Here is a 23,617-nt window from a genome sequence, read left to right as displayed (position 1 = left end):
GGGGCCATCCGGGGAATCAATGAGTGACAGCAAGCAAGAACCGTCTCGCCATTCCGGCAAGCGATCTTCCGGGCCGCAAGGCACCCGCTTCTTCTCGACCGAGGCCTTGCGGCAATACGCCAGCGATGCCGCGAACGGGCGGGACAGCGAAGTCAGCGCGCGCACGCCGGTGCTGGAAGGCAGCAGCCCCGGCATCGAAGGGCGTCGCTTCGTCATCCGCCCCGGCCGGCAGGCGATCGGCCGCCGGCTCGACAACGACATCGTCGTCGACGACCTGAGCGTGTCCGGCTGCCATGCGTGGATCACCCAGCAGCATGGCCGCTGCATCATCATGAATACGCTGTCCACCAACGGCACCTTCGTCAACGACCGGCGCATCCACGAAGTGGCCTTGCGCCACGGCGACCACATCCGCCTCGGTCAGGCGGAGTTCGTGTTCCTCACCCGCGAACACGGCCAGCCGAGGCACTCGTACGGGCGCTGGATCGGCGGCGCCGTGGCGCTGTTGCTGGTTGCCGGTGCCGTGGCCTGGTGGTGGCTGCGTTCGCCGTGAGCGCGCGCGCACTGCCGCCCAGGGTCGGCCGCTATCGCGTCGAGGGCGTGCTCGGCGAAGGCGCGATGGCGGTGGTCTATGCCGGTTTCGACCCGGAGATCCAGCGCAATGTCGCGATCAAGTGCCTGCACCAGGAGGTCGCTGCCGACCCCGCGTACCGGCGCCGGTTCCTGGTCGAGGCCCGCGCCGCCGGCCACCTGACCCACCCGCACATCGTCACCATCTTCGACGTCGGCGAGACCGACGACGGCCGTTCGTACATCGCGATGGAGCGACTGCCGGGCGAGACGCTGGCCGGCAAGGTCAGCCGCGAGGGATTCCCGCCGCTGCCGGCGATCATCGACCTGATCGGCCAGCTCGCCGCCGCGCTCGACTACGCGCATGCGCGCGGCGTGCTGCACCACGACATCAAGCCCGAGAACATCATGCTGCTCGACGGCTGGAGCTACGCCAAGATCAGCGATTTCGGCATCGCCGAACGCCGCGCCTCGCCCCGCGACACGCCGCGGCGAGCGAAGGAAGTCGGCGGCACGCCGGCCTACATGGCGCCGGAGCGCCTGCGCGGCGAACGCAGCGATGCGCGCAGCGACCTGTTCTCGCTGGGCGTGGTGCTGTACTGGCTGCTCACCGGCAAGCTGCCGTGGCCGGAGCCGGGCAATGTGCAGCAGCTGATGCGCAAGCGGCTGCGCTCGCCGCTGCCGCCGATCCGCCCGCGCGACCCGGCCACGCCGTCGATGCTGATCAGCATCGCGCGCACGCTGCTGGCGAGCGCGGCCGAGTCGCGCTACCAGCGCGGCGCGGAGGTCATCGACGACCTGCGCCTGGCCGCACGCGAGTACGAACGCGAACGCGAAAAGCCGCTGGCCAAGCGCATCATCTCGCTGCGACTGCGCTGGGCCAGCAGCCTCGGCGCGATCCTGAGCCTGGTGCTGGTGCTGGGGCTGGCCGCGATCTACGCCAAGCAGCATGCCGCGGTGACCGGCCTGGCGCTGGATTTCGGCAGTTCGATGGGGCGCATGATCGCCGGCGAATCGGCCGAGAACCTGCTGCTCGGCGACCACGCCGCCACCCGCGCGCTGGTTACCGATGTCTCGCGCAACCGGCAGATCCACTACCTGGCGATCGCCGACCGCAGCGGCGAAGTCATCGCCAGCACGCAGCAGGCCGAGGTCGGCCGCAAGCTGCCCGCTGCGGAGCGGCAAGGCGACATGCTGCTGTTCGAGGTGCCGATCCAGTACCAGACCAAGACCATCGGCAGCCTGCGCCTGGGCATCAGCAATGCGGGACTGCGCGCGGCACAGAAGACCACGCTGTGGGTGATCGCGCTGGTGCTGGCGCTGACCCTGGCTGCCGTGGTCGGCGCGGCATACTGGTTGTTCCGCCGCCCGCTGATGATGCTGGGCCTGCTCGGCGACGCCCTGCTGCGCGTGGCCCGCGGCGACTTTGGCCACCGCATCCGCCTGGTGCGGCGCGACGAATTCGGCCGCCTGTTCGCCACCTTCAACCTGATGAACAGCACCCTGCAGGCCCGCCGGCGCCGCACCGCCGAAGCCGCACCGCCAGCCGGCGAGGCGGACGTCACCCGCCCGACCCGCATCATGTCGACGGTAGCGGCCGAGGTCACCCTCACGCCCGTTCCGCCCGCACCACCGTAGGAGCCCGCTCGCGGGCGATGCTTTTCTTTTGCCGAGTACCGACACAAGAGCATCGCCCGCGAGCGGGCTCCTGCGGTGGCGTGAATCAGTATTGTTTCAGCCGCTGCTTGAGCTCGAGCGCACGCGCGCGGTAGGCGACGGCCGGCTCGTAGTTCGGGGCGATCGCCAACACGCGGTTCCACAGCGCGATGGCCTTGTCCAGTTGCTGGTCGCGGTACAGCACCACGGCCTGCTCGTGGTACGAGTCCAGCAGGCGACTGCGCAGACTGGCAGCTTCGGCGCCGGCCGGTTGCAGCCGCGGATCGAGGCGCAACGCCTCGTCCATGCGGGCAAGCGCCTGCTGCGCATGGCCCTGGTCGAACAGCGACACGCTCTCGTCCTGCAAGCGGCGCGCCTTAGCCACCGACGATTCGGCGACGGCCTGGCCGGCAGGCGCCGCGCTGCTGGCCGCCGCTCCCGCCGCCGGTGATGCGCCTCGCGCCGACAACGGGATGCGCAGCGTCTGGCCGGTGCGCAGCAGCGACGGATTGGTGGAGTGGTTGTAGCGCGCGAGGATCAGAAAGAGGTTGGCGTCGCCCAGATAGCGCGCCGCCAGCGTGCTGTACGACTCGCCCGACTGCACCACATGCGCCCGCGAGCGGCTGCCGAGCCAACGCTCCGGATCGGCAGTGAGCTGGCGCAACATGCCGCGCGCGGCGCGATCCTGCGGATGCTGCTCCACGTACAGCCGCAGCGCCTGCTCGCCTTCGGCGTAGTGGCCAGGCTGCAGCTGGTGCTTGACGATCGAGGCCAGCGACGGTGCCGGGGCTGTCGCCGCGGGCACGGCCGGTGTCGGCGGCGCCGACGATTGCGCCGGGGTGACCACGGCCGAGGAATAGCCGCCCAACGAACGGCAGCCGGACACGCACACGGCGGCCAGTGCGGCGAGAATCAGCGTCGTCGCCGGCCGCCAAGGCAGGCGAACGTGGCGTGTCGAGGCCAGGCGATGCGCATGGCTCATGCCCATTGATTCGTCAGCCCATCACGCGCCGGCCACGACCAGTGGCGGCTTCGGCGTGCGCGCTCGTGCCCGGCGCGGCAAGCGCGGGTGGCGACACGCGGAAATCCAAGGTGTTCGAACATCATCCGGCAGTCCCCCTGCGCCGCATCCGTCCCGGGGACGGGCCATGCGTTCGGCGAAGGCCATTATAGCGGCGGGCGCCCGGATTGCCGCGGCGCGGGGCCGCGACGAATGTTCGTGAACTCCCGTCATGCCGCCAGCGGCGGTTCCAGGACAAGGCAAGGAAGGCCTGCTCGAACCAGCCAGGCCTGCCTTGCAGGTACTTCTCCCCCGATCAGTACAACGGGCTGTCCATGGCCCGTCCAGGCTGATGAAGAAAGCCGCTTCCTGCGGCCTTCTTCGATCGCGAGCCCGGCACACGTCCGGACGCGCTCAGGCGCATCATGCAGTGGCGCACCCATCGCGCCCGCCTATCGGGCAACTGCCCGAAGCGTTGCCTCAACTCGGGCATCCTTGCCCTCGCCATGTCCCTGCCGGGCTTCGAGGTGGAAAAATCCACCAACCCTCAGTTCATCGTTTCCGTCAAGGTCACGCCGGAGAACGTCTTGTACGCCCGCACCTTGATGTAATAGGTGGTGGTCGTCGACGGCTTGAAGGTGCAGCTCTCGCTGTTGCCGGTCTTGTAGGGGCGGCAGCTGTAGGAGCTGGTGGTCGGTTCCGCGCCCGCCCGCACATACAAGTCCGCATCACCGCTACCGCCGGAGATCGCGAAGGTCGCGGTGTGGCCGGCCTGCACCGTCTCGCTGTAGGTGGCCGACCAGTTGCCCGTGCTTACCGTCGGCAGGCTCACCGAGTCGGAGCTGCCACCACCACCGCCACCGCCGGTGGAATAGGAAGCCTTGACGGTTACCCCGGAGTACGACGAGTAGCCGTGCACCTTGATGTAGTACTTGCCGGCGGCGGGCGAGGCCACGCTGCAGCTTTCCGAGTTGCCGGCCTTGTACGGGCGGCAATCGTAGCTGCTGGTGGTCGGCGCGCTGCCGAACTTGGTGTACAGGTCGGCGTCGCCGGTGCCGCCGGAGATCGACATCACCAGGTTGCTGGCGCCGGTCGGCACGGTGATGAAATAGTCGTTGTCGGCACCGGCGGCACCCGACACGCCGGTGACGCCGACGTTGTTCTGCAGCTCGGTGGTGCTGCCGCCGCCACCGCCGCCGGTACCCGGGCAAGCCACGCCCACGCCGTTGAACGCGGCGATCACCGCATTCTTGTCGTAGCCCAGGTCGGTCGCGGCCGACTCCACGCCGCAGGCGCCGGAGTTGAACGTGGACGTGGCCGTCCAGTACACCTTGTTGGCCAGCGCGTAGACCTGGAACGCCTTCTTCACGTCCCAGCCCGTGGTCTTGGCCAGCAGGCAGAACGACTTGTTGTAGACGCCGCTGGAGTAGTGCACGTCGAGGCTGGAGGTGTAGTCGGCCGCGTTGTCGATCGAGCCGCCGTCCTGCGGCGGGTTGCACATGTAGCGCAGCGCGTCGCCGATGCCGGCGCTGGCCTTGACGATGTCCGCGCCGACCAGGAAATCGGCCGAGCCGCGATCGAAGTATTCAGCCGCCTCGCCGGCGATGTCGGAGTACGCCTCGTTCATGCCGCCGGACTGGCCGCTGTATTCCAGGCCGGAGTTCTGCTCGGTGTAGCCGTGGCTGATCTCGTGGCTGGTCACGTCCAGCGACACCAGCGGGTAGAACGTGCTGGCGCCGTCACCGAAGTACATCGCCGAACCGTCCCAGAACGCGTTCTCGTAGTTGGACTGGTAGTGCACCTTCATCAGCAGCTGGATGCTCAGCGGCGGCGCACCGGTGTAGGACTGGTACATGTCGTGCACCACGCCGCCGAAGTGATGGGCGTCGTTGACCGGCGAATAGGCGCCGTTGATCGCGTCGGTGTTGCTGGTCGGGCAGGTGAAGCTGACCACCGAACCGCCGCTGCTGGCGTGGTTGAGGTTGTAGGTCTTGACGTTGGTGTTCTGCAGCGTGCAAGTGCTGCCCGACTGGGTGACGTCGAGCGCCGCGTAGTCGGTGCCGTAGGTGTACATGCCGGTCTTCTGGTTGCCGCCCGGGCCGTTGGCCGAGGCATCGGTGAGACCGTTCCAGCTCTTGATCACCGCGCCGGTGTTGGCGTCGACGATGGCGGTGGGGCGCGTCGGGTTGGCGCCGTTGACGAAGTACGAGACACGATAGACCAGTCGCGGCGCCGCACCTTCCTGCGGATACACGAACAGGTCGGCGCGGGCGTTCTCCATCGCCGTACCGGCGACCAGCACGGTGTGCGCGTGCGCCTTCAGCGCCGCGATAGCGCGCGCGGCATTCAGCCGGGGGCGCACCGAGATCTGCTGCTGGCCCTGCTGCATCAGCTCGCCGGTGGCGCGCAAGGCGTTGCCCTGGGCGTCCTGCACCACGGCGATGCTGCGGCCGTACACCGGCACGCCCTGGTACATCTGCTGCTGGCGCACCACGCGGTGCTGGCCGGCGAGCGCCACGGCGCCGTGCGGCGCCAGCGTCATGCCCGGGCCCAGGTTCAACTGGGTGGCGAGCGAGGCGACGGGTACGGCGCCCAGGTTCTGTGCGCGCAGGGATTGCGTGTTGGCGGCGGTGGCAGCCGTGGCGGTGGCCATGCCGATGGCGGCCACCAGCAATTTCAGGCGGGATGGATAGGGCATGTAATGAGCTCCTGGAAAAATTGGGGACAAACGCGCCCGATGCGGCCGCAAAGCCCCATGCAAGAATTTCCGTGCGAGACACGGCGTTGGTATTCGTCAGCGGTCCGGCGATCCCGAACTACGTCCGCCGGTGGCTGCCTTCCCCCTGAGGTTCCCTGCAGGGACAGCACATGGACGCGTAACTGCAAGACGACAAAGGCGTCGCCACGGGATCATCCCCCAGCCTCCCAGATGGTGGACCCGGCGACGTTATTACTTGCGATACCGCCTGACAATCCGACTTTTTCCTACGCCGGGTGATCGCGGTCACGTCCTGCCGGATGCGCGCACGACATCGACGCCGCAGCGTCGCGGATGCTTCGGAAGCTTTCGGATGGCTTGTCCGTGGTCACTTTCGCGAACGCGAAAGTCCATCGACGAGCGCTGCGGGCGCGATGGTACCGAACTGTTCCTGCGCGTCAGCGCGACGCAAGATTTTCCGACACCGACCTCGCGCCGTTCAGAGCATGCCGGTTTCCAGCTTCGCCTCGTCGGACATCATCGAGTGGTTCCACGGCGGGTCGAACACCAGGTCCACGTCGGCCTCGGAGATGGTGGGGATCATCTCCAGCTTGGTGCGCGCGTCGTCCACCAGGATGTCGCCCATGCCGCAACCGGGCGCGGTGAGGGTGAGCTTGACGTAGACCTTGCGTTCGCCGGATTCGCCGTGCTCCATGCTCAGGTCGTAGACCAGCCCGAGATCGACCACGTTGACCGGGATCTCCGGGTCGAACACCGTGCGCAACTGGTCCCAGGCAAGCTTCTCCACGTCGGCATCGGTGGCGTCCGGCGGCACTTCGATCGGCACCGGCCGATCCTTGCCCAGCGCATCGGCATCGTCGCCGGCCACGCGGAACAGGTTGCCCTCGACGTAGACGGTGAAACTGCCGCCGAGGGCCTGGGTTATGTAGCCGATCTGGCCCGCGGGCAACGTCACCACCTCGCCCTGCGGCACCATCACGGCGCTGCAATCGCGCACCAGGGTGACCGGTTCGCTGCTCAGACTGAAACCACTCATGCCAACGACTTTCCCGTATCCACAGGCGCGGCCACATGCCGTACCGAAGTGCCCATTATGCCGCCCGCGACGCGCGACCGCTTGTTCCAGATCAGCCCGGCGGGAGATGAGGCGACGTTTTGCCCGCCCGTCCCGGCGCACAACGCACGGTATGATGGCCGCTTTGCCGACGGATCAAGCGATGCCTTGCACCCACCTGGCGGGACGCCACCAATGAGGGCGCGCAGCGTGCCGGCCCTGCTGTTTGCGCTGTTCAGCGCCGCCATGCTGGGGCTTGCCGCCGGCGCCGCGTGGATGGTGGTGGCGCTGTACTCGCGCCATCCCCTGCCCTGGCTGGTGGTGCCGATCGGCGTCATGCTGGCGTGGGTCATCCGCGCCGGCGTGCATCGCCCCGGCATCGGCGCGCTGCTGCTGGCCGCCGGCGCCACCGCGTTGTCGGCGATCTACGTCAACCTGCTGATCGCCGGCGTGAAGGTCGCGGGCAGCATGGGCCTGGACCTGATCGAGGCGATGCGCACCGCCGGCATCGGCATGCTGTGGCAGCTGGCGCGCATGGGCCTGACCCCCGCCGATTTCATCTGGACCTTGCTGGCCATGCTGCTGGCCGGGTGGCTGGCCTCCCGCCAACGGCGTTCACTCCCACCCGTGAAGAACACCTAGGGCGGGCACCGCCCGCCGCCTTTCATTCCGCGAAGCAAGAGCCGGCGGGCCGTGCCCGTTACGGCATGCAGCGAGGCGGCCTCAGCCGTCGATCGCCTTCACCTCGTTGACCAGCTCGCCCACCGCCGCCTGGCCGTCGCCGTACAGCATGCGGGTGTTGTCGGCGTAGAACAGCGCGTTCTCGATGCCGGCGAAGCCGGTGCCCTTGCCGCGCTTGATCACGATCACCTGCTTCGCGTTCACCACGTCCAGGATCGGCATGCCGTAGATCGGCGAGGCCGGGTCGGTCTTGGCTACCGGATTGACCACGTCGTTGGCACCGATCACCAGCGCCACGTCGGTGGTGGCGAACTCCGGGTTGATGTCGTCCATGTCGGCGATCAGGTCGTACGGCACGCCGGCCTCGGCCAGCAGCACGTTCATGTGGCCGGGCATGCGACCGGCGACCGGGTGGATCGCGAACTTCACCTTCACGCCACGCTTCATCAGGAGTTGCGCGAACTCCCACACCTTGTGCTGCGCCTGCGCCACCGCCAGGCCGTAGCCGGGCACGATCACCACGCGCTCGGCGTAGGCCATCATCACTGCCGCGTCGGCGGCGTCGATCGGCTTCTGCGCGCCCTCGATCGCCTGCGCCTCGCCGCCGGCCGCGCCGAAGCTGCCGAACAGCACGTTGCCGATCGAGCGGTTCATTGCCTTGGCCATCAACTGGGTCAGCAAGGTACCCGCCGCGCCGACCACCATGCCGGCAATGATCATCGCCTCGTTGCCCAGCACGAAACCCTCGAAGGACACCGCCAGGCCGGTGAACGCGTTGTACAGCGAGATCACCACCGGCATGTCGGCGCCGCCGATCGGCAGCGTCATCATCAGGCCGAAGGCGAGCGCCAGCGCGAAGAACGCCGCGATCAGCGCCGGGCTGGCATGCCCGGTGGCGAGCAGCACGCCGACCACCACCGCCGCGGCGAGCAGCAACAGATTCACCGCGCGCTGGCCGGGAAACACGAAGCGCTTGTCCATCCAGCCCTGCAGCTTGGCGAACGCGACCAGCGAACCGGAGAAGCTCACCGCGCCGATCAGCGCACCGAGCACGCCCAGCGCCAGTTCGGTCGGCGACAGCGCCGGCGGCAGGCCGTTCACCGCCCAGGCTTCGGGCCGCAGCGGCGAGGTATCCGGCACCGCGTGCAGCAGTCCCGACGAACGCGCGTAGCCGATCAGCTCGACCGCGCCGATCGCCGCCGCCGCGCCGCCGCCCATGCCGTTGTACAGCGCCACCATCTGCGGCATCGCGGTCATTGCCACGCGGCGGCCGGTCCACCACGCGGCGCTGACGCCGATCAGCACCGCGGCAAGGATCAGCCCGCGGTTGTGCATGTCCGGCAGGAAGAACGTGGCCAGCACCGCCAGCACCATGCCGTAACCGGCCCACACGATGCCGCCACGCGCGGTGCGCGGCGAACTCATGCGTTTCAGGCCCAGGATGAACAGCAGCGCGGCGAGGAAGTAGCAGGCCTTGATGACGGTGGGCAGCCAGCTCATCACTTGGCCCCCTTGCCGGCGTCCGGCTTGCTGGACTTGAACATTTCCAGCATCCGCTCGGTCACCACGTAGCCGCCGGCGGCGTTGCCCGCACCAAGCAGTACGCCGATGAAGCCGATCGCGATCTCGAACGGTGTGTTCGCGTGGCCTAGCGCAATCATCGCCCCGACCAGCACAATGCCGTGCACGAAGTTGGAACCGGACATCAGCGGCGTATGCAGGATCACCGGCACCCGCGCGATGATTTCATAGCCGGTAAAGGCGGCCAGCATGAAGATGTACAGCGCCAGGAAACCGTCGATCATGAGCCCATCCCCCGTGAGAGCCGCCCGCCAGGATGCATCCGAACCTGCATCATACGGGAAGCCCGGCGTGCGTCGAGGCCGGGCCGCCGATCGGCGCACGGCGCCGCGCGACTCGCGCAGGCGGTCAACCCTGGCGGGCCTGCCGCGTTGAACAGGCAGGAACCACCGATGGAGCCCGTCGATGACATCACCGATGGCAGCGGAGCGTCGGCCGTGAATGCCGCCGCCGGCATGCTCGAGGCCGACCTGCTCGCCGCGGGCGAGCCGGGCGCTGCGCGCGCGGTGCCGGCCACGCTGGATGCGTTCCTGGCCGACGTGGAGCGCCGCGCGTTCCGCATGGCCGAGCTGCAGTTGCGCCATCGCGAGGACGCCATGGACGCGGTGCAGGACGCCATGCTGCGACTGGTACGGCATTATCGCGACAAGCCGGCCGCGGAATGGGCGCCGCTGTTCTGGGGCATCCTGCGTCGACGCATCGTGGACCTGCAGCGCCGGCGCAAGGTGCGCTCGATCGTGGTCGGCTGGCTCGGCGGCGGGCATGACGACGGCGGCGACGAGCTGCCCGTGTGGGAGCCGGCCGACCCGGGCAAGGACCCGCTGGGCCGGCTGCACGACGCGCAGTCGTACGCGGACATGGCCGCGGCGGTGCAGCGCTTGCCCAGGCGCCAGCGCGAGGCGTTCATCCTGCGCATGCTGGAAGGGCTTGACGTGGCGGAGACCGCACGCGCCATGGGCTGCGGCGAAGGCAGCGTGAAAACCCATCTGTCGCGCGCCATGCATCAGCTGCGCGACCAACTGGAGGATTGGCGATGAACTCGCCCGAGCACGAGCACGAACCGATCGAACGGCGCGCGCACAAGCTGTGGCGCGAGGCCGCACACCATCTTGACGCGAGCACGACCGCGCGGCTGCGCGCCGCCCGTCGCGAAGCGCTGCAGCCGTCAACCGCACCGCAGCGTCAGGCGGTGCGCTGGCTGATCCCCACCGGCGCGCTGGCGGCCATGGCGTTGGCGGTAATGATGGTGTGGCAACCGCTGCCGCACGCGCACGCGCCATCGGCGAACCAGGCGGCCAGCAGCGCCCCGCAGGACGTGGACAACGAGCTGCCGCCCGACGCCGAGCAGGTCGATCCGGGCCTGTACCAGAACCTCGATTTCTACGCCTGGCTCGCCGCCAACGACCGGCACCCGACCTCACGCTGACCCCATGAACAAGCCGCTGCCTTCCCTTTTGTCGCTGTTGCTTGCCGCCCTGCTCGGGGTCGCGGCCACGCCGCTGTGCGCGCAAACGCCCACGCCGCCACCGGCGAGCGCGGACGCGCCTGCACGCACCCCGTGGAACGGCCTGGCACCGAGCCAGCGCGAGATGCTGGCGCCGCTCAAGGACGAATGGGATCAGCTGTCGCCACGCAAGCAGGCGCACCTGCTGCACCGCACCCGGTACTGGACCACGCTGCCACCCGAGCGCCGCGAGGAGATCCGCCAGCGCATCGTCCACTGGCAGCAGATGACGCCGGAGCAGCGCCGTCAGGCGCGCGCCAACGAGCACCGGTTCCGCGAGATGTCGCCGGCAGAACGCCAGCGCGTGCACCGCAGCTTCGAGCGCTTCCAGAGCCTGCCTCCCGCGCAGCGCGAACAGCTGAAACGCGAATGGCGCCAGCTGTCGCCCGAGCAGCGGCAGCAGCGAATCCAGCAGCACGACCGCGACGGCGGCACCGGCACCGGGCATCCGCCCCGGTAACTCACGCCGGGCCGCGGATGACCGCGGCCATCAGCCCTGGAAGCGGGTCTCCCCGGCGTGCGCCAGGCAGCTCCTGGCGAGCAGCTCGTCGTCGAAATCCGGTTTCAGCGCACCGTCGTGCAGCAGCAGCTCGACGAAGTTGTACACGTTGCGCGCGTACATCTCCGAGGCATGCAGCGGCGCGCCGGCCGGCAGGTTCAGCGGCCCGATGATCGTCACGCCGCCATGCTCGACGTGCTCGCCGGGACGGGTCAGCTCGCAGTTGCCGCCGCCCTCGGCGGCGAGGTCGACGATCAGGGCGCCGGGCTTCATGCCCTCGACCATCGCGGTGGTGAGGATCTTCGGTGCCGGCCGACCTGGCACCGCCGCGGTGCTCACCACCACGTCGAACGACTTCAGGTGATTCGCCAGCGCCTGCTGCTGCGCGGCGCGTTCCTCCGCCGACAGCTCGCGTGCATAGCCGCCACTGCCGGCGGCACTGACACCCAGGTCGAGGAACTTCGCGCCCAGCGATTCCACCTGCTCGCGCGTTTCCGGGCGCACGTCGTAACCCTCGATCTGCGCGCCGAGCCGGCGCGCGGTGGCGATCGCCTGCAGCCCAGCCACGCCGGCGCCGATCACCAGCACCTTCGACGGCCGGATCGTGCCGGCCGCGGTGGTCAGCATCGGAAAGAACTTCGGCGACGCCTCGGCCGCGATCAGCATGGCCCGATAACCGGCCACCGCCGCCTGCGAACTGAGCACGTCCATCGCCTGCGCACGCGTGGTGCGCGGCAGCAGCTCCAGCGAGAACGCGGTCAGCTTGCGCGCGGTCAGCGCGGCGATGCGCTCGGCGGCGCCGTACGGCCGCAACTGGCCGACGACCACGCTGCCCTCGCGCAGGCTGGAGAACACCGCGTCCTCGGGCGGCAACACGCACGCCAGCACGTCGGCCTGCGCCAGCACGTCGCTGGCATCGGCAAACTCGGCGTCGGCATAGGCCTGGTCGGGAAAGCCGGCCGCGCGCCCGACGTCGTGCTCCAGCAGCACGCGCAGCCCCTTGCCGCGCAGCTTCTTCGCCATCTCCGGAGTGATCGCCACGCGCCGCTCACCGGCGGCAGTCTCTCGCAAGGCGGCAATGGTGACAGGCATGGTGCGATCCCCGTGGAATGTTCCTGCCATCTTAGCGGCAGTTGGCTTTGATCCGGGCGCGCGCACGAGAGTAAGCTGGCCCGCCGGATCGCGCTGCACGCAGCGCCGGGGTCATCACCGGAGATCACGATGCCCGCAAGCCCCCCCGCCCTGGATGACCTGCTCACGCTGGCGCGCGCCGCGCGCGAACACGCCTACGCGCCGTATTCCCGCTTCCACGTGGGTGCCGCGGTACTGACCCGTGACGGCCGGACGTTCGGCGGGTGCAACGTGGAGAACGCCGCCTACGGCCTGTGCAACTGCGCCGAACGCACGGCCCTGTTCAGTGCGGTCGCCGCCGGTTGCCGACCCGGCGATTTCGCTGCCATCGCGGTGGTCGCCGATACCCCGGAGGCAGTCACGCCCTGCGGCGCCTGCCGCCAGGTGATGGCCGAATTGTGTGACGAGGCTACCCCGGTGCTGCTGGCCAACCTCACCGGCGCCATCCGCGAAACCAGCGTGGCCGCGCTGCTGCCCGGCTCGTTCAAGCTGCCGCTGCGAGCTTGAGAGGTTGTGTGGAAATAGCGTAGGGCGGGCACTGCCCGCCGCTTCCCGTCACGCCGTCGCGAAGCAGAATGCCGGCGGGCAGTGCCCGCCCTACGTTCGACGGTTCGCACCTTGGCGACCCGCCAGCTAGGATGGAGCGTTCCGCCCCGTCGAACCACCCCATGACCAACGCGCTTTCCCTGCTGCAGCAACGCCATTCCGTCCCCGCACGCCAGCTCGGCGAGCCGGCGCCGGATGACGCCACGCTGCACACCCTGCTCGAAGCGGCCATCCGCGTGCCCGATCACGGCAAGCTGGTGCCGTTCCGGCTGATTCTGCTGCGCGACGAGGCCAAGCTGGCGTTCGGCGAACAGGTGACCGCGATCGGTATCCGCAACAACCCGGCGATGATCGGCGCCAAGCTGGAGAAGGAGCGCCACCGCTACACCTTCGCGCCGCTGGTGGTGGCCGTGGTCGCACGCATCGACCCCGACAGCAAGGTGCCGGAAATCGAGCAGAAGCTGTGCACCGGCAACGTGGCCTACAACATCCTGCTCGGTGCCTTCGCGCTTGGCTACGGCGCGCAATGGCTGACCGGCTGGGCCGCCTACGACCGCGAAGTCGCCGCACTGCTGGGCCTGGACGCCGACGAGCACGTGGTCGGCTTCGTCCACCTGGGCACGCCGCAGGTCGAGGTTCCCGACCGCGACCGACCGGCGCTGGCCGACCTGCTCACCACATGGACGCCATGACCAGCTCGCCAGACGGACGTCCGGACGTCCATCTTCCCACTGCCCATCTCGTCGACGGCAGCCTGTACGTGTTCCGCGCCTGGCACTCGATGCCGGACGAGTTCCACGACGTCGACGGTCATCCGGTAAACGCCGTGCACGGCTATGCGCGCTTCCTGTGCGAGCTGCTGGAGCGGGCGCGACCGGAGCATGTCGCGGTGGCGTTCGACGCCTCGCTGACCAGCTCGTTCCGCAACACGATCTACCCGGCCTACAAGGCCAACCGCGAGCTGCCGCCGCCGGACCTGGAACGGCAGTTCGTGCAGTGCCGGGCGCTCACCGAAGCGCTCGGCGTGCACCTGATGATCGACCACGAATACGAGGCCGACGACCTGATCGGCAGCACGGTGTGGAACCTGCGCGCGCTGGGTTGGCGCAGCGTGATCGTGTCGGCGGACAAGGACTTCGGCCAACTGCTGGGCGAGCACGACGAGCAGTGGGATTACGCCCGCAACCTGCGCTGGGGGCCGGCCGGCGTCCACGACAAGCTTGGCGTGCATCCGCACCAGGTCGCCGACTATCTCGCGCTGTGCGGCGACGCGGTGGACAACATCCCCGGCGTGCCCGGCATCGGCGCCAAGACCGCCGCGGCCCTGCTCGCCCACTTCGGCAGCCTGGATGCCCTGCTCGAACGCATCGACGAAGTGGCCTTCCTGCGCCTTCGTGGCGCGGCCAGTTGCGCGGCGCGGCTGCGCCAGCATGCCGAACAGGCACGCATGTGCCGCCGGCTGACCCGGATCGCGCTGGACGCTCCCGGCGCCGGCGAAGTCGACCTCCTGCAGCGCCGGCCTCGCCCGGTCGATCAGCTCGATGCGTTGTGCGAGCAGTTGCGCTTCGGCCCGCTGACCCGCAGCCGCCTGCGCGCGCTGGCGATCTGAGCTGATCGCTTGTCGCGGCACGCCCGACGGGCCACCATGGATGTTTCAGCCCGGACCTGCGAGCACCGATGAACGACACCGCCCACCCCATTCCCGCCGACGCCGGCGCACCGGTGGAAACCCTGTACGAGGGTCGCTGGCTGAGTCTGCGCAAACGCGGCCGCTGGGAGTACGCCGAGCGCAACAATCCGGCGGGCGCGGTGATCATCGTGGCGGTGACTCCGGAAGACCGCGTGCTGTTCGTCGAGCAGTACCGCGTGTCGATCCTGCAGAACACGATCGAGATGCCGGCCGGCCTGGTCGGCGACCTGGCCGACCAGGCCGACGAAAGCGCGCTGGTGGCGGCGCAACGCGAACTGGAGGAGGAGACCGGCTACCGCTGCGCCAGCGTGGAGTTCATCCACCGCGGCCCGTCGTCGTCGGGCATGAGCACCGAGATGATCGCCTTCGTGCGCGCGCGCGACCTGCAGAAGATCGGCCCTGGTGGCGGCGACGAGACGGAGAACATCGTGGTGCACGAGGTGCCGCGGCGCGAGGCCGGCGCCTGGCTGTTCGCGCGCGCGGCCGAGGGCTACTCGATCGACCCGAAGCTGTTCGCGGGGCTGTGGTTCATCGAGCACGACGGTGCAGAAAAGCAGTCCGTGATGTCCGACCGCTCGCGCTGAGCGTAGCCCGCGCAGCGGGCGGAGTCGAAGCGGCGCCTATCGGGAAGCCCGTCGCCGGCGTGCCTTTCGACTTCCTCGCTCCTCAGGACTGTGGCTGTCCATGGCCATTCTCCGCGTGCGGCCTTCGGCCTGCGCCCAGGGTGAACGGGTCCAAGTCAGTGATCTTGCCGGCGCAGACACCAGACCGACAGCGCCACGCCGACCAGGGTCACCACCACCCAGCCGCCCAGCACGTGGGCGTTCTCGCCCCCCAGCCACAACACGCTGGCGACGGCGCCCACGCCGATCGAACCCAGGCCCAGCGCCAGCAGCGGGTCACGGCGGCGCCCCTGGGCCGCGAGCAGCGCCAGTGCGCCCAGCGCCGCCAGCAGCACGGAGAGAACCCGCCACAGCGTCACGTGTTGCGGCGGCACCGGCAGGTCGGGAAACAGCGCCAGCAAGGGCACGTCGCCGACCTGCACCTGGTAGCCCTTGCCGTCGGGAGCATCGGCGGCCGCTTCCAGCCGGGCGCCATCCAGGCGTGCCACGATGGTGACCTGCTGCAGCGGCACGGCGCTCCAGCTCACCCGCAGGTCGCCCAGGCGCGGATCGCCGGGATGGGCGCTGGTCACCAGGTAATCCTGATAACGGCTGAAGGTGACGGCAAGGTTCTGCGGCAGCGCCGCCGGGTCGGGTTCGATCAGTTCCGAACCGGGCAAGGCGTGCACCAGCACGCGGCCGAGCTTGAAGCCGCCCATCTGCACCAATCCAGCGTCGAACTGCTTGCTTTCGATCGGGAAACGGCCGGGATTGGCGTGCCCGCGGGCGTCGCGGAACCGACTGGAATCCACCGGCTGGTCGACCCAGTCCAGTTCGTAGTGGACGCTGCCGCCGATGCTGATCTCCCGCCACTGGAACATCTCGACATGCCGCACCAGCACGGGTGTATTGGCGGTCTGGTTGAACTCCGGGTCGTGCGGCGCCTCGACCACGCGTGGCGTCCCGGCCAGGCGTGCCATGTAGCCGTGCTGGCCGGGTTGCGGCAGCGCATCCGCGCCCAGTTCGATCGCCTCGCCGCCGTGCCGGACGGACGCCTGGCGGAAATCGATCAGGCTGCTGGCGTTGAGCGCCTCCAGGCCGATGCCGGCGATCACCAGCAGGGCGCCGATGACGTTCAATGCCAGCAGGCGCCAGGACATGCCCTTGCCCAGCTCCATCAGGCGCACCGCACCGGCGGCGACGGGCAGGCGGGATGCAAGGCGGAATGCTCCATGCCGGCGCCTACTGCACTTGGCCCAGGCCCGACGGTCGGCGCGGGTCGCTGGCAGCGTCGAGCTGGTTGGTCTTGCGATCCCAGGTGACCACGTTCATGAACCCCCACGGCTCGCGCTGTTTCAGGACGTAGCCCATTTTCGTCAAGGCCGCCTCGGTGCCCGCATCGAATGCCTGCGGCTCGGTCATGACCACGTCGGGCAGGTACTGATGATGGAAGCGCTTGTGCGCCACGATCTGCTGCGCGCCCTGCCCGTCGATGAAATGCAAGATGCCTTCGAGCACCTGGGTGATGATGGTGGAGCCGCCGGGCGAGCCGATCACCATGGTGCGCTCCGGCCCGATCACGATGCTGGGCGACATCGACGACAACATGCGCTTGCCGCCCACCGGCGCATTTGCCTTGCTCCCGAGCAGACCGTAGACGTTCGGCTTGTTCGGCACCAGAGCGAAGTCGTCCATCTCGTTGTTGAGCAGCACGCCGGTGCCGGCGGCGACGAACTTCGAGCCCAACGTGGTGTTGACGGTGAGCGTCACCGCGGCCATGTTGCCGTCGGCGTCGATGATGGAGAAATGCGTGGTGTGCATGCCCGCATCGGCCGGCTCGGCGCGCGGCAGCATCGAGGAGGGCGTCGCGCGGTCGGGCAGGATGCTCTGGCGCAGGCCGTCGGCGTAGTACGGCGACAGCAGCATGTCCAGCGGCATCTTCACGAAATCCGGGTCGCCCAGGTAATCGTTGTGGTCGCGGAACGCCCGCCGCATCGCCTCGACGACGTAATGCACGCGCGTGGCGGCATCCATCTTCGTCAGGTCGTAGCCGGACAGGATGTTGAGGATCTCGGCGATCGCCACGCCGCCGGAAGACGGCGGCGGCGCAGTGATGACCTGGTAGCCGCGGTAGTCGACGCTGATCGGCGTGCGCTCTTTCGCCTGGTACGCGGCCAGGTCGGCCAGCGTCCAGTTGCCGCCGGCCGCACGCACCGCGTCGACCAGCTTGCGCGCGGTCTCGCCGCGATAGAAACCATCGTGGCCATGGCGCGCGAGCGCCTCCAGCGTGCGGGCCTGGTCCGGATCGCGCCAGGTGGCGCCCTCGGCCGGCGGCTGCCCGTTCACCAGGTACTTCGCGGCCGAGGCGGGCCAGCGCGCGAGCGATTTCTGCTCGGAGACGATCGCGCCATGCAGGCGCGGATCGGGAACGAAGCCGTCGCGCGCGATGCGGATCGCCGGCGCCAGCGACTGCTGCAGCGACAACCGCCCGTAATCCTTCGCGAGCAGCGCCAGCCCGGCCGGCTCGCCGGGGATGCCGGCGGACAGCGGGCCGGTCAATGCGGTATCGCGGTTGGGGCTGCCGTCGGGTTTCAGGTAATCCTTCGGATCGACCGCCGCCGGCGCCGTCTCGCGGGCGTCGATGAACAGGTTGCGGCCATCGCTGGCGCGGTGCAGCACGGCCATGAAACCGCCGCCGATGCCCGAGCTCTCCGGTTCCACCACCGACAACGTGGAAGCCACCGCCACCGCCGCATCGAACGCGTTGCCGCCCTTGCGCAACACCTCCAGGCCGGCGCGCGTGGCCAGGAAATTCGCGCTGGCGATCGCCGCATGGCCCGGCCGCTGCGCGGCGGGCGCGGCCGGCGGCGCCTGCTTCGCCGAAGCCGCCGGCGCAAGGCCGGCGGTACCGCTCAGCAACAGACCCAGCGCCAGCGCGCGCCAATCGAAGGAGATGCTCATGCCACGGACTCCTTGCTCATCAGGTGTCGATACTTCAACTCAAGCTGGGCCGGAGATTCGACATGGTCGGGGTCGCCGATGATGCACTCCACCGGGCACACCTCCACGCACTGCGGCTCGTCGTGATGGCCCACGCACTCGGTGCACAGCGCCGGGTCGATCACGTAGTACTCCTCGCCCAGCGAAATTGCCTGATTGGGGCACGCCGGTACGCAAACGTCGCAATTGACGCAGGAGTCGAGGATCTTGAGCGACATGAGGGCAAGCCAGGAGTGAGTGAAGAGGAGTGCCAAACGAGAGAAGGCAGGACCTCGCCATGCTCTCTCTCATTTCTCACTCCTCGTTTCTCACTCCCGCCTCATCACATTTCGACGAAACGGAATGTCGCCCCGGTGGGCTTCAGCGCGTCGGTCACTTTCTGCTCGTCGGCCTTGTCGCCGATGAACACCACGATCACGTCCTTGAACGAGCCGGGGTTGGCGTTCTTGAACGCGTCGATCACGAACTCGGAGGTCGCCGCGGAACTGGGGCCGCCGAAGGCAAGCAGGTTGCCCGGCAGCACGCCGCGGGCGACGGTGTCCTGCACGCCCTGCAACTGCCGCGCGTTCTGCGCCTGCTGGTCCTCAGTCAGGCCGGGGGTGACCATGTAGGCATACGGCTGCGGCGCCTTCATGCCCTGCAGGTTGGCCTGCACCAACTGGCCGAGATAGGCATTCCAGCCCTTGGCGTCATTGACGTCGGTGGGCTTGGGCGCCTTCTGCACCTGTTCCTGGGCCTGCTGGTCGTCGCCCTGCTTGTTGCAGGCACTCAGGCCCAGGCAAGCGCTCAGCGCGACAACCGCAATGAGAACGAATTTACGCATGGTCATCACCTTCTGCTTCGGGTTGCTGGTTGGATGGATGAAGCGACTTCTGCCAGCGCTGGCGCATCGCCTGTTGCACGGCCGGATGCACGAAGCCGGAGATGTCCCCGCCGAGGCGGCCGATTTCGCGCACCAGTGACGAGGAGATGAAACTGTATTCTTCGGCCGGCGTCAGGAACAAGGTCTCCGCCTGCGGGATCAGATGCCGATTCATGCTGGCCAGCTGGAATTCGTACTCGAAATCCGACACCGCCCGCAGCCCGCGGATGATCACCCCGGCACCCACCTGCCCGATGAAGGTCGCCAGCAGGCAATCGAAGCCGCGCACCTCCACGTTGGGCAGGTCGGCCAGCGCCAGCCGCGCCAGCGCCACCCGCTCGCCGATGCTGAAGTGCGGCCCCTTGGTGGAACTGTCCGCCACTGCCACGATCACCCGGTCGAACAGCGACGCGGCGCGCGTCACCAGATCGGCATGGCCGTTGGTGATCGGGTCGAAAGTGCCCGGATAGATGGCCAGGCGGGGATTCCCCAGATTTTTTCTCACGGAAGGCATGCAGTCGCCGACGACGGTGTGACCCTTAGCTTAACGGAAGCGAACGCCGATAGAGCGCAAAACGTACCTCGCCGGCCTGTCCCTCGCGATGCAACGACCAGTTCGGCGGCAGCCCGGGGACACCGGCGCGGGGCGATTCGACGTAGATCAGTGCCTGCGCCGCCAGCCAGCCGCCCGCTTCCAACTGCGCGGCCAACGGTGCCCACAGGTCGAGCGCGAACGGCGGGTCGAGGAAGACCAGATCGCAAGGCTGCGCCGGACCGCGCAGGAAAGTCGCCGCCTCCGCGGTGGTGACCACCGCGGACGTCAGCTTGAGCCGCGCCAGGTTCGCGCGCAGCGCCTGCGCCGCCTGCGCGTCGCGCTCCACGAACTGCACGCTGGCTGCGCCGCGCGAATACGCCTCGATGCCCAGCGCGCCGGTGCCGGCGCACAGGTCCAGGCAGCGCGCACCGGCGATCATCGGCGCCAGCCAATTGAACACGGTCTCGCGCACGCGCGCCGGGGTCGGCCGCAAGCCGGGCAGTTCCGGCACCCGCAGGCGCGAATTGCGCAGGTTGCCGCCGATGATGCGCACCTGGCCAGGCGACGGTTTTCGCCCGCCACTCACGCGCGCGGGCCCTCAGCTGGGAGTACGGGTCGGGGTGTTAGCATGCCGGCCATTGTCTTTGAATCGCCCCGGCCATGCTCAAGTTCTGGAAGAAAAAATCCGCCGAGACGGATGCCCACGGCAAGGAAGTGCCGCCTGCCGCGCCGGATGCGGCGGTCGACGCGGGCCTGCCGGAAGCCGTGGCATCGGGCCTGCGCGAGGCGCTGGCGGAAATGCCCTCGGCCGAGGACATCCGCCGCGACACCGAGCGCTTCGTGGCGCCGGCGGAAGAACCCGCCCAAGCGCCGCCGAAGCGCAGTTGGCGCGAACGCCTGTCCGGCAGCGTGTTTTCGCGCAGCCTCGGTTCGCTGTTCGTGCGCAACCCGAAGCTCGACGACGACCTGCTCGACGAGCTGGAAACCGTGCTGATCACCGCCGACGTCGGCGTCGAAGCCAGCAGCGCGCTGGTCGATGGCCTGCGCAAGCGCATGCACAAACGCGAGTTCGCCGACGCCGCGGCCTTGCTGGCGGCCTTGCGCCAGGCGCTGATCGAGCTGCTCAAGCCGGTCGAGCAGCCGCTGGACGTACGCGACAGACAACCCTTCGTGGTGCTGGTCGTCGGCATCAACGGCGCCGGCAAGACCACCACCATCGGCAAGCTGGCCCGCAGGTGGCGCGACGAAAAGCACGCGGTGATGCTGGCTGCCGGCGACACCTTCCGCGCCGCCGCGGTCGAGCAGCTCAAGACCTGGGGCGAGCGCAACGCGGTGCCGGTGATCTCGCAGGGCCAGGACGCCGATTCGGCCAGCGTGATCTTCGACGCCCTGCAGGCCGCGCGTTCGCGCCACATGGATGTGCTGATCGCCGACACCGCCGGACGGCTGCACACCCAGGGTGGCCTGATGGACGAACTGGGCAAGATCGCCCGCGTGCTGAAGAAACTCGACGCCGACGCACCGCATGAAGTGCTGATGGTGATCGACGGCACCACCGGACAGAACGCGGTCAACCAGGTGCGCCAGTTCCGCCAGATCGTGGGCGTCACCGGCCTGGTGGTGACCAAGCTCGACGGCACCGCGAAGGGCGGCGTGGTGTTTGCGCTGGCGCGCGAGTTCGGCCTGCCGATCCGTTTCGTGGGCCTGGGCGAAAGCGCCACCGACCTGCGCGCGTTCGAGGCCGAAGCCTTCGTCGACGGCCTGCTGCCCGCCAACCTCGGCCAGGTTCGAGACCATGGCTGACGCCGGCTGGCGGGGCTGATCCGGTGTCGCGCCGACTGCGCCTGATCGCAACGGTGCTCGGCGGTGTGGTCGTGGCGGCCACGCTCGTCGTGGTGGCCGCCGTCTACCTGCTGCTGCAGCCCGACCGCTTCACCGCCATGCTGCAGAGCCAGGCGCGCGCCGCCGGGCTGGAGTTGAACCTGGCCAGCCCCGCCAGCCCCAGCCTGTTCCCGCGGCCGGCGCTGGACCTGCGTGGTATCACGCTCAACGCCCAAGGCGCCAGCGCACCGATCCTGCTCGCCGCGCGCGGCCGGCTGGTGCTGCCGTGGCACACCCTGTTCGGCGGGCCCGCCGTGATCTCGCAACTGGAGATCGACTCGCCGCGCGTCGACCTCGATGCCCTGCAGGCATGGATGGCCGCGCTGCCGGCGCAGACACAGCAGGCGCCGCTCAACATCCCGCGCATCGACACCGGCGTGGAAATCACCCACGGCAGCGTGGTGCGCGGCAATGAAGTCTTGCTGGACAACGTCTCGATCAGGGCCGGCAGCCTCGTTTCCGGGCAGCCGTTTCCGCTCAGCATCAACGCCTTCGTCGCCGGCAAGCCGTGGCAGCTGCACCTGTCGGCGACGCCGCGCATCCAGGGCAACGCCCTGCAACTGGACAACATCAGCCTGCACCTGGCGCAGGAAGATGCGGTGACGCTGGCGCTGAACGGCCGCGCGCACTGGCACGGCGCAGCCGATGCCGCGGCCAGCCTGGCCGGCAAGCTCGACCGCACCGGCGCGGGCCAGTACGACCTGTCACTGACGCTCACGCCCGCCAACCAGGACAACCCGCTGCTGCTGGCGCTGAAACTCGACGGCCCCGGCAACCACGCCGACCTGCGCTTGCCGCCGCTGGCACTGGCGCGCTGGTGGGGTCGCCTGGGCGATCCGCAGGCACCGCAACTCGGTGTGCCGCCCGGCAGCGGACACGCCGAGTTCGACAGCATCGACGCCGGTGGCGTGCGCGTGGAAGGGCTGACCCTGCGGGCCGGCGACAACGTGCCGGCGACCGTGTCCAGCAGCGCGACGCCTGCCGCCGCGACCGCGAAGTAGATCAGGGTCCATGGCGAATACCGACGTGGCCGCACGCCTGCTGCACTGGTTCGACCGGCACGGCCGCAAGGATCTGCCGTGGCAGTCGGAGACTTCGCCGGGCCAGCGCGACGCCTACCGCGTGTGGCTGTCCGAAGTGATGCTGCAACAGACCCAGGTCGCCACCGTGCTTGCCTACTTCGAGCGCTTCGTGGCCGCCCTGCCGACCTTGCGCGACCTGGCCAACGCCGACGAGGACACCGTGCTCGCGCTGTGGTCGGGCCTCGGCTACTACCGTCGCGCGCGCTTCCTGCATCGCGCCGCGCAGATCTGCGTGGCGCAACACGACAGCGAACTGCCGCGCGACTTCGCCGCCCTCGCCGCCCTGCCCGGCATCGGCCGCTCCACGGCCGGTGCGATCCTGGCGCAGGCGCACGGGCTGCGCTTTCCCATCCTCGACGGCAACGTCAAGCGGGTGCTGACGCGCTACCACGGCGTCCACGGCGACCCCGGCACCGGCGCGGTCGAGAGGCAACTGTGGTTGCATGCCGAGGCGCATACACCCGTGCGCCGCGTGGCCGATTACACCCAGGCCATCATGGATCTCGGCGCCACCGTCTGCGTGCGCAGCAACCCGCGTTGCGATGCCTGTCCGCTGGCTGGCGATTGCGTTGCCTTCCGCGAAGGCCGCACTGCGCAATTGCCCACGCGCAAGGCGGGCAAATCCGTCCCCACCCGCGCCACGGTCATGCTGGTGCTGCGTGACACGCGGCAACGCATCCTGCTGGAGCGGCGTGGTCCCCAAGGTGTGTGGTCAGGCATGTGGAGCCTCCCCGAAGCCGCCGATGCCGATGGCGCCTGGCGCATCGCCCAGCAACTCGCACGCATCGACGACGCCCAGGCGCTCGCGCCATTCACCCACGTGTTCAGCCATTACCGATTGAATATCGAGCCGCTGCTGTTCGACCAGGCAACCGCGCGGCAGCGTGTTGCCGACGAAGCGCAACTGCGCTGGTGCAGCACCAGCGACCTCGACACCCTCGGCCTGCCCGCCCCCGTGCGCAAGCTGCTCCAACGCCTCGTCACCGACGAACCTGCCCATCCCGTGTAACCATCGCGCACACGG

25 protein-coding genes are annotated in these 23,617 nt (G+C 69.0%); 13 read left to right on the top strand and 12 right to left on the bottom strand.

Annotation, left to right across the window (positions count from 1 at the left end; all coding sequences use genetic code 11):
- Nucleotides 1-19: 19 nt before the first annotated feature.
- Together ACVCMI_RS06870 and ACVCMI_RS06865 are read left to right on the top strand one after the other, a co-directional pair.
- Nucleotides 20-553, top strand: a complete 534-nt coding sequence (locus ACVCMI_RS06870) for an FHA domain-containing protein (protein WP_447099352.1) — start codon at nt 20-22, stop codon at nt 551-553.
- A complete protein-coding gene (locus ACVCMI_RS06865; RefSeq protein WP_447099353.1) occupies nt 550-2,208 on the top strand; it encodes a protein kinase domain-containing protein in 1,659 nt (552 codons plus the stop codon). Before ACVCMI_RS06870 ends, ACVCMI_RS06865 begins: the two co-directional genes overlap by 4 nt.
- 85 nt (nt 2,209-2,293) lie before the next feature.
- Here ACVCMI_RS06865 and ACVCMI_RS06860 read toward each other — a convergent pair whose 3' ends face one another.
- The 3 genes from ACVCMI_RS06860 to sufT form a co-directional block, all read right to left on the bottom strand.
- Nucleotides 2,294-3,208: a LysM peptidoglycan-binding domain-containing protein gene (locus tag ACVCMI_RS06860; protein ID WP_447099354.1), complete on the bottom strand. Its 915-nt coding sequence runs from the start codon at nt 3,206-3,208 to the stop codon at nt 2,294-2,296.
- Between the two features lie 565 nt (nt 3,209-3,773).
- Nucleotides 3,774-5,924 carry a M4 family metallopeptidase gene (locus ACVCMI_RS06855; protein WP_447099355.1) on the bottom strand — a complete coding sequence of 717 codons (2,151 nt, stop codon included), beginning with the start codon at nt 5,922-5,924 and terminating at the stop codon, nt 3,774-3,776.
- A 499-nt stretch (nt 5,925-6,423) separates the two neighbouring features.
- Nucleotides 6,424-6,981 (bottom strand): putative Fe-S cluster assembly protein SufT, encoded by a 558-nt coding sequence (sufT, locus tag ACVCMI_RS06850; RefSeq protein ID WP_395117184.1) that lies wholly within the window; start codon nt 6,979-6,981, stop codon nt 6,424-6,426.
- A 213-nt stretch (nt 6,982-7,194) separates the two neighbouring features.
- Between sufT and ACVCMI_RS06845 the strand changes: the two genes are divergently transcribed.
- Complete coding sequence (locus ACVCMI_RS06845) at nt 7,195-7,641, top strand: hypothetical protein (RefSeq protein WP_447099356.1); 447 nt, start codon at nt 7,195-7,197, stop codon at nt 7,639-7,641.
- A gap of 81 nt (nt 7,642-7,722) precedes the next feature.
- Here ACVCMI_RS06845 and ACVCMI_RS06840 read toward each other — a convergent pair whose 3' ends face one another.
- Together ACVCMI_RS06840 and ACVCMI_RS06835 are read right to left on the bottom strand one after the other, a co-directional pair.
- Complete coding sequence (locus tag ACVCMI_RS06840; protein WP_395117180.1) at nt 7,723-9,180, bottom strand: NAD(P)(+) transhydrogenase (Re/Si-specific) subunit beta; 1,458 nt, start codon at nt 9,178-9,180, stop codon at nt 7,723-7,725.
- A complete protein-coding gene (locus ACVCMI_RS06835) occupies nt 9,180-9,485 on the bottom strand; it encodes an NAD(P) transhydrogenase subunit alpha (RefSeq protein WP_027493531.1) in 306 nt (101 codons plus the stop codon). Before ACVCMI_RS06835 ends, ACVCMI_RS06840 begins: the two co-directional genes overlap by 1 nt.
- A gap of 213 nt (nt 9,486-9,698) precedes the next feature.
- Here ACVCMI_RS06835 and ACVCMI_RS06830 point away from each other — a divergent pair, with 213 nt between their 5' ends.
- The 3 genes from ACVCMI_RS06830 to ACVCMI_RS06820 are packed head-to-tail and all read left to right on the top strand — an operon-like array spanning nt 9,699 to nt 11,225.
- Nucleotides 9,699-10,298 (top strand): RNA polymerase sigma factor, encoded by a 600-nt coding sequence (locus tag ACVCMI_RS06830; protein ID WP_447099480.1) that lies wholly within the window; start codon nt 9,699-9,701, stop codon nt 10,296-10,298.
- Nucleotides 10,295-10,687, top strand: coding sequence for a hypothetical protein (locus ACVCMI_RS06825; protein WP_447099357.1), 393 nt, complete (start codon nt 10,295-10,297; stop codon nt 10,685-10,687). The genes ACVCMI_RS06830 and ACVCMI_RS06825 overlap by 4 nt, the downstream gene beginning before the upstream one ends.
- Nucleotides 10,688-10,691: 4 nt before the next feature.
- Nucleotides 10,692-11,225, top strand: a complete 534-nt coding sequence (locus ACVCMI_RS06820) for a DUF3106 domain-containing protein (RefSeq protein WP_395117172.1) — start codon at nt 10,692-10,694, stop codon at nt 11,223-11,225.
- Nucleotides 11,226-11,255: 30 nt separating this feature from the next.
- On the opposite strand, the gene ACVCMI_RS06815 is transcribed toward ACVCMI_RS06820, so the two are convergent.
- Nucleotides 11,256-12,356: an NAD(P) transhydrogenase subunit alpha gene (locus ACVCMI_RS06815; protein ID WP_447099358.1), complete on the bottom strand. Its 1,101-nt coding sequence runs from the start codon at nt 12,354-12,356 to the stop codon at nt 11,256-11,258.
- Nucleotides 12,357-12,485: 129 nt separating this feature from the next.
- Between ACVCMI_RS06815 and cdd the strand changes: the two genes are divergently transcribed.
- From cdd to ACVCMI_RS06795, 4 genes are all read left to right on the top strand, one after another.
- Nucleotides 12,486-12,902 carry a cytidine deaminase gene (gene cdd, locus ACVCMI_RS06810; RefSeq protein ID WP_447099359.1) on the top strand — a complete coding sequence of 139 codons (417 nt, stop codon included), beginning with the start codon at nt 12,486-12,488 and terminating at the stop codon, nt 12,900-12,902.
- Nucleotides 12,903-13,063: 161 nt separating this feature from the next.
- Entirely contained in the window at nt 13,064-13,633 is a 570-nt protein-coding gene (locus tag ACVCMI_RS06805; protein WP_447099360.1) for a nitroreductase family protein, read from the top strand.
- Complete coding sequence (locus tag ACVCMI_RS06800; RefSeq protein ID WP_447099361.1) at nt 13,621-14,550, top strand: 5'-3' exonuclease; 930 nt, start codon at nt 13,621-13,623, stop codon at nt 14,548-14,550. Before ACVCMI_RS06805 ends, ACVCMI_RS06800 begins: the two co-directional genes overlap by 13 nt.
- A gap of 68 nt (nt 14,551-14,618) precedes the next feature.
- Nucleotides 14,619-15,215: an NUDIX hydrolase gene (locus tag ACVCMI_RS06795; RefSeq protein ID WP_447099362.1), complete on the top strand. Its 597-nt coding sequence runs from the start codon at nt 14,619-14,621 to the stop codon at nt 15,213-15,215.
- Nucleotides 15,216-15,370: 155 nt separating this feature from the next.
- Here the strand turns inward: ACVCMI_RS06795 and ACVCMI_RS06790 are convergent, their stop codons facing one another.
- From ACVCMI_RS06790 to rsmD, 6 genes are all read right to left on the bottom strand, one after another.
- Nucleotides 15,371-16,411, bottom strand: a complete 1,041-nt coding sequence (locus ACVCMI_RS06790; protein ID WP_447099363.1) for a TMEM43 family protein — start codon at nt 16,409-16,411, stop codon at nt 15,371-15,373.
- Nucleotides 16,412-16,475: 64 nt separating this feature from the next.
- Complete coding sequence (gene ggt, locus ACVCMI_RS06785) at nt 16,476-18,194, bottom strand: gamma-glutamyltransferase (RefSeq protein ID WP_447099364.1); 1,719 nt, start codon at nt 18,192-18,194, stop codon at nt 16,476-16,478.
- The gene (locus tag ACVCMI_RS06780) at nt 18,191-18,451 is read right to left on the bottom strand and encodes a YfhL family 4Fe-4S dicluster ferredoxin (protein WP_395117156.1); all 261 of its coding nucleotides are present in this window, start codon (nt 18,449-18,451) and stop codon (nt 18,191-18,193) included. The genes ggt and ACVCMI_RS06780 overlap by 4 nt, the downstream gene beginning before the upstream one ends.
- A 104-nt stretch (nt 18,452-18,555) precedes the next feature.
- Nucleotides 18,556-19,056, bottom strand: coding sequence for a hypothetical protein (locus tag ACVCMI_RS06775; protein ID WP_395117154.1), 501 nt, complete (start codon nt 19,054-19,056; stop codon nt 18,556-18,558).
- The gene (coaD, locus tag ACVCMI_RS06770) at nt 19,049-19,609 is read right to left on the bottom strand and encodes a pantetheine-phosphate adenylyltransferase (protein ID WP_395117152.1); all 561 of its coding nucleotides are present in this window, start codon (nt 19,607-19,609) and stop codon (nt 19,049-19,051) included. The genes ACVCMI_RS06775 and coaD overlap by 8 nt, the downstream gene beginning before the upstream one ends.
- A 25-nt stretch (nt 19,610-19,634) precedes the next feature.
- Nucleotides 19,635-20,216 (bottom strand): 16S rRNA (guanine(966)-N(2))-methyltransferase RsmD, encoded by a 582-nt coding sequence (gene rsmD, locus ACVCMI_RS06765; RefSeq protein WP_447099365.1) that lies wholly within the window; start codon nt 20,214-20,216, stop codon nt 19,635-19,637.
- Between the two features lie 74 nt (nt 20,217-20,290).
- On the opposite strand from rsmD, the gene ftsY reads away from it, so the two are divergent.
- From ftsY to mutY, 3 genes are read left to right on the top strand one after another with little or no spacing between them, the layout of a single operon-like run.
- Nucleotides 20,291-21,433: a signal recognition particle-docking protein FtsY gene (ftsY, locus tag ACVCMI_RS06760; RefSeq protein ID WP_447099366.1), complete on the top strand. Its 1,143-nt coding sequence runs from the start codon at nt 20,291-20,293 to the stop codon at nt 21,431-21,433.
- 23 nt (nt 21,434-21,456) lie between these two features.
- Nucleotides 21,457-22,512: an AsmA family protein gene (locus ACVCMI_RS06755; RefSeq protein ID WP_447099367.1), complete on the top strand. Its 1,056-nt coding sequence runs from the start codon at nt 21,457-21,459 to the stop codon at nt 22,510-22,512.
- A gap of 10 nt (nt 22,513-22,522) precedes the next feature.
- Entirely contained in the window at nt 22,523-23,602 is a 1,080-nt protein-coding gene (gene mutY, locus ACVCMI_RS06750) for an A/G-specific adenine glycosylase (protein WP_447099368.1), read from the top strand.
- The last annotated feature ends 15 nt before the right edge of the window (nt 23,603-23,617 follow it).

The organism is Rhodanobacter sp. UC4448_H15 (assembly GCF_052978265.1).
The sequence above is the reverse complement of the archived record's forward strand: the minus strand, read 5'-3'. Positions and strand labels throughout refer to the sequence as shown.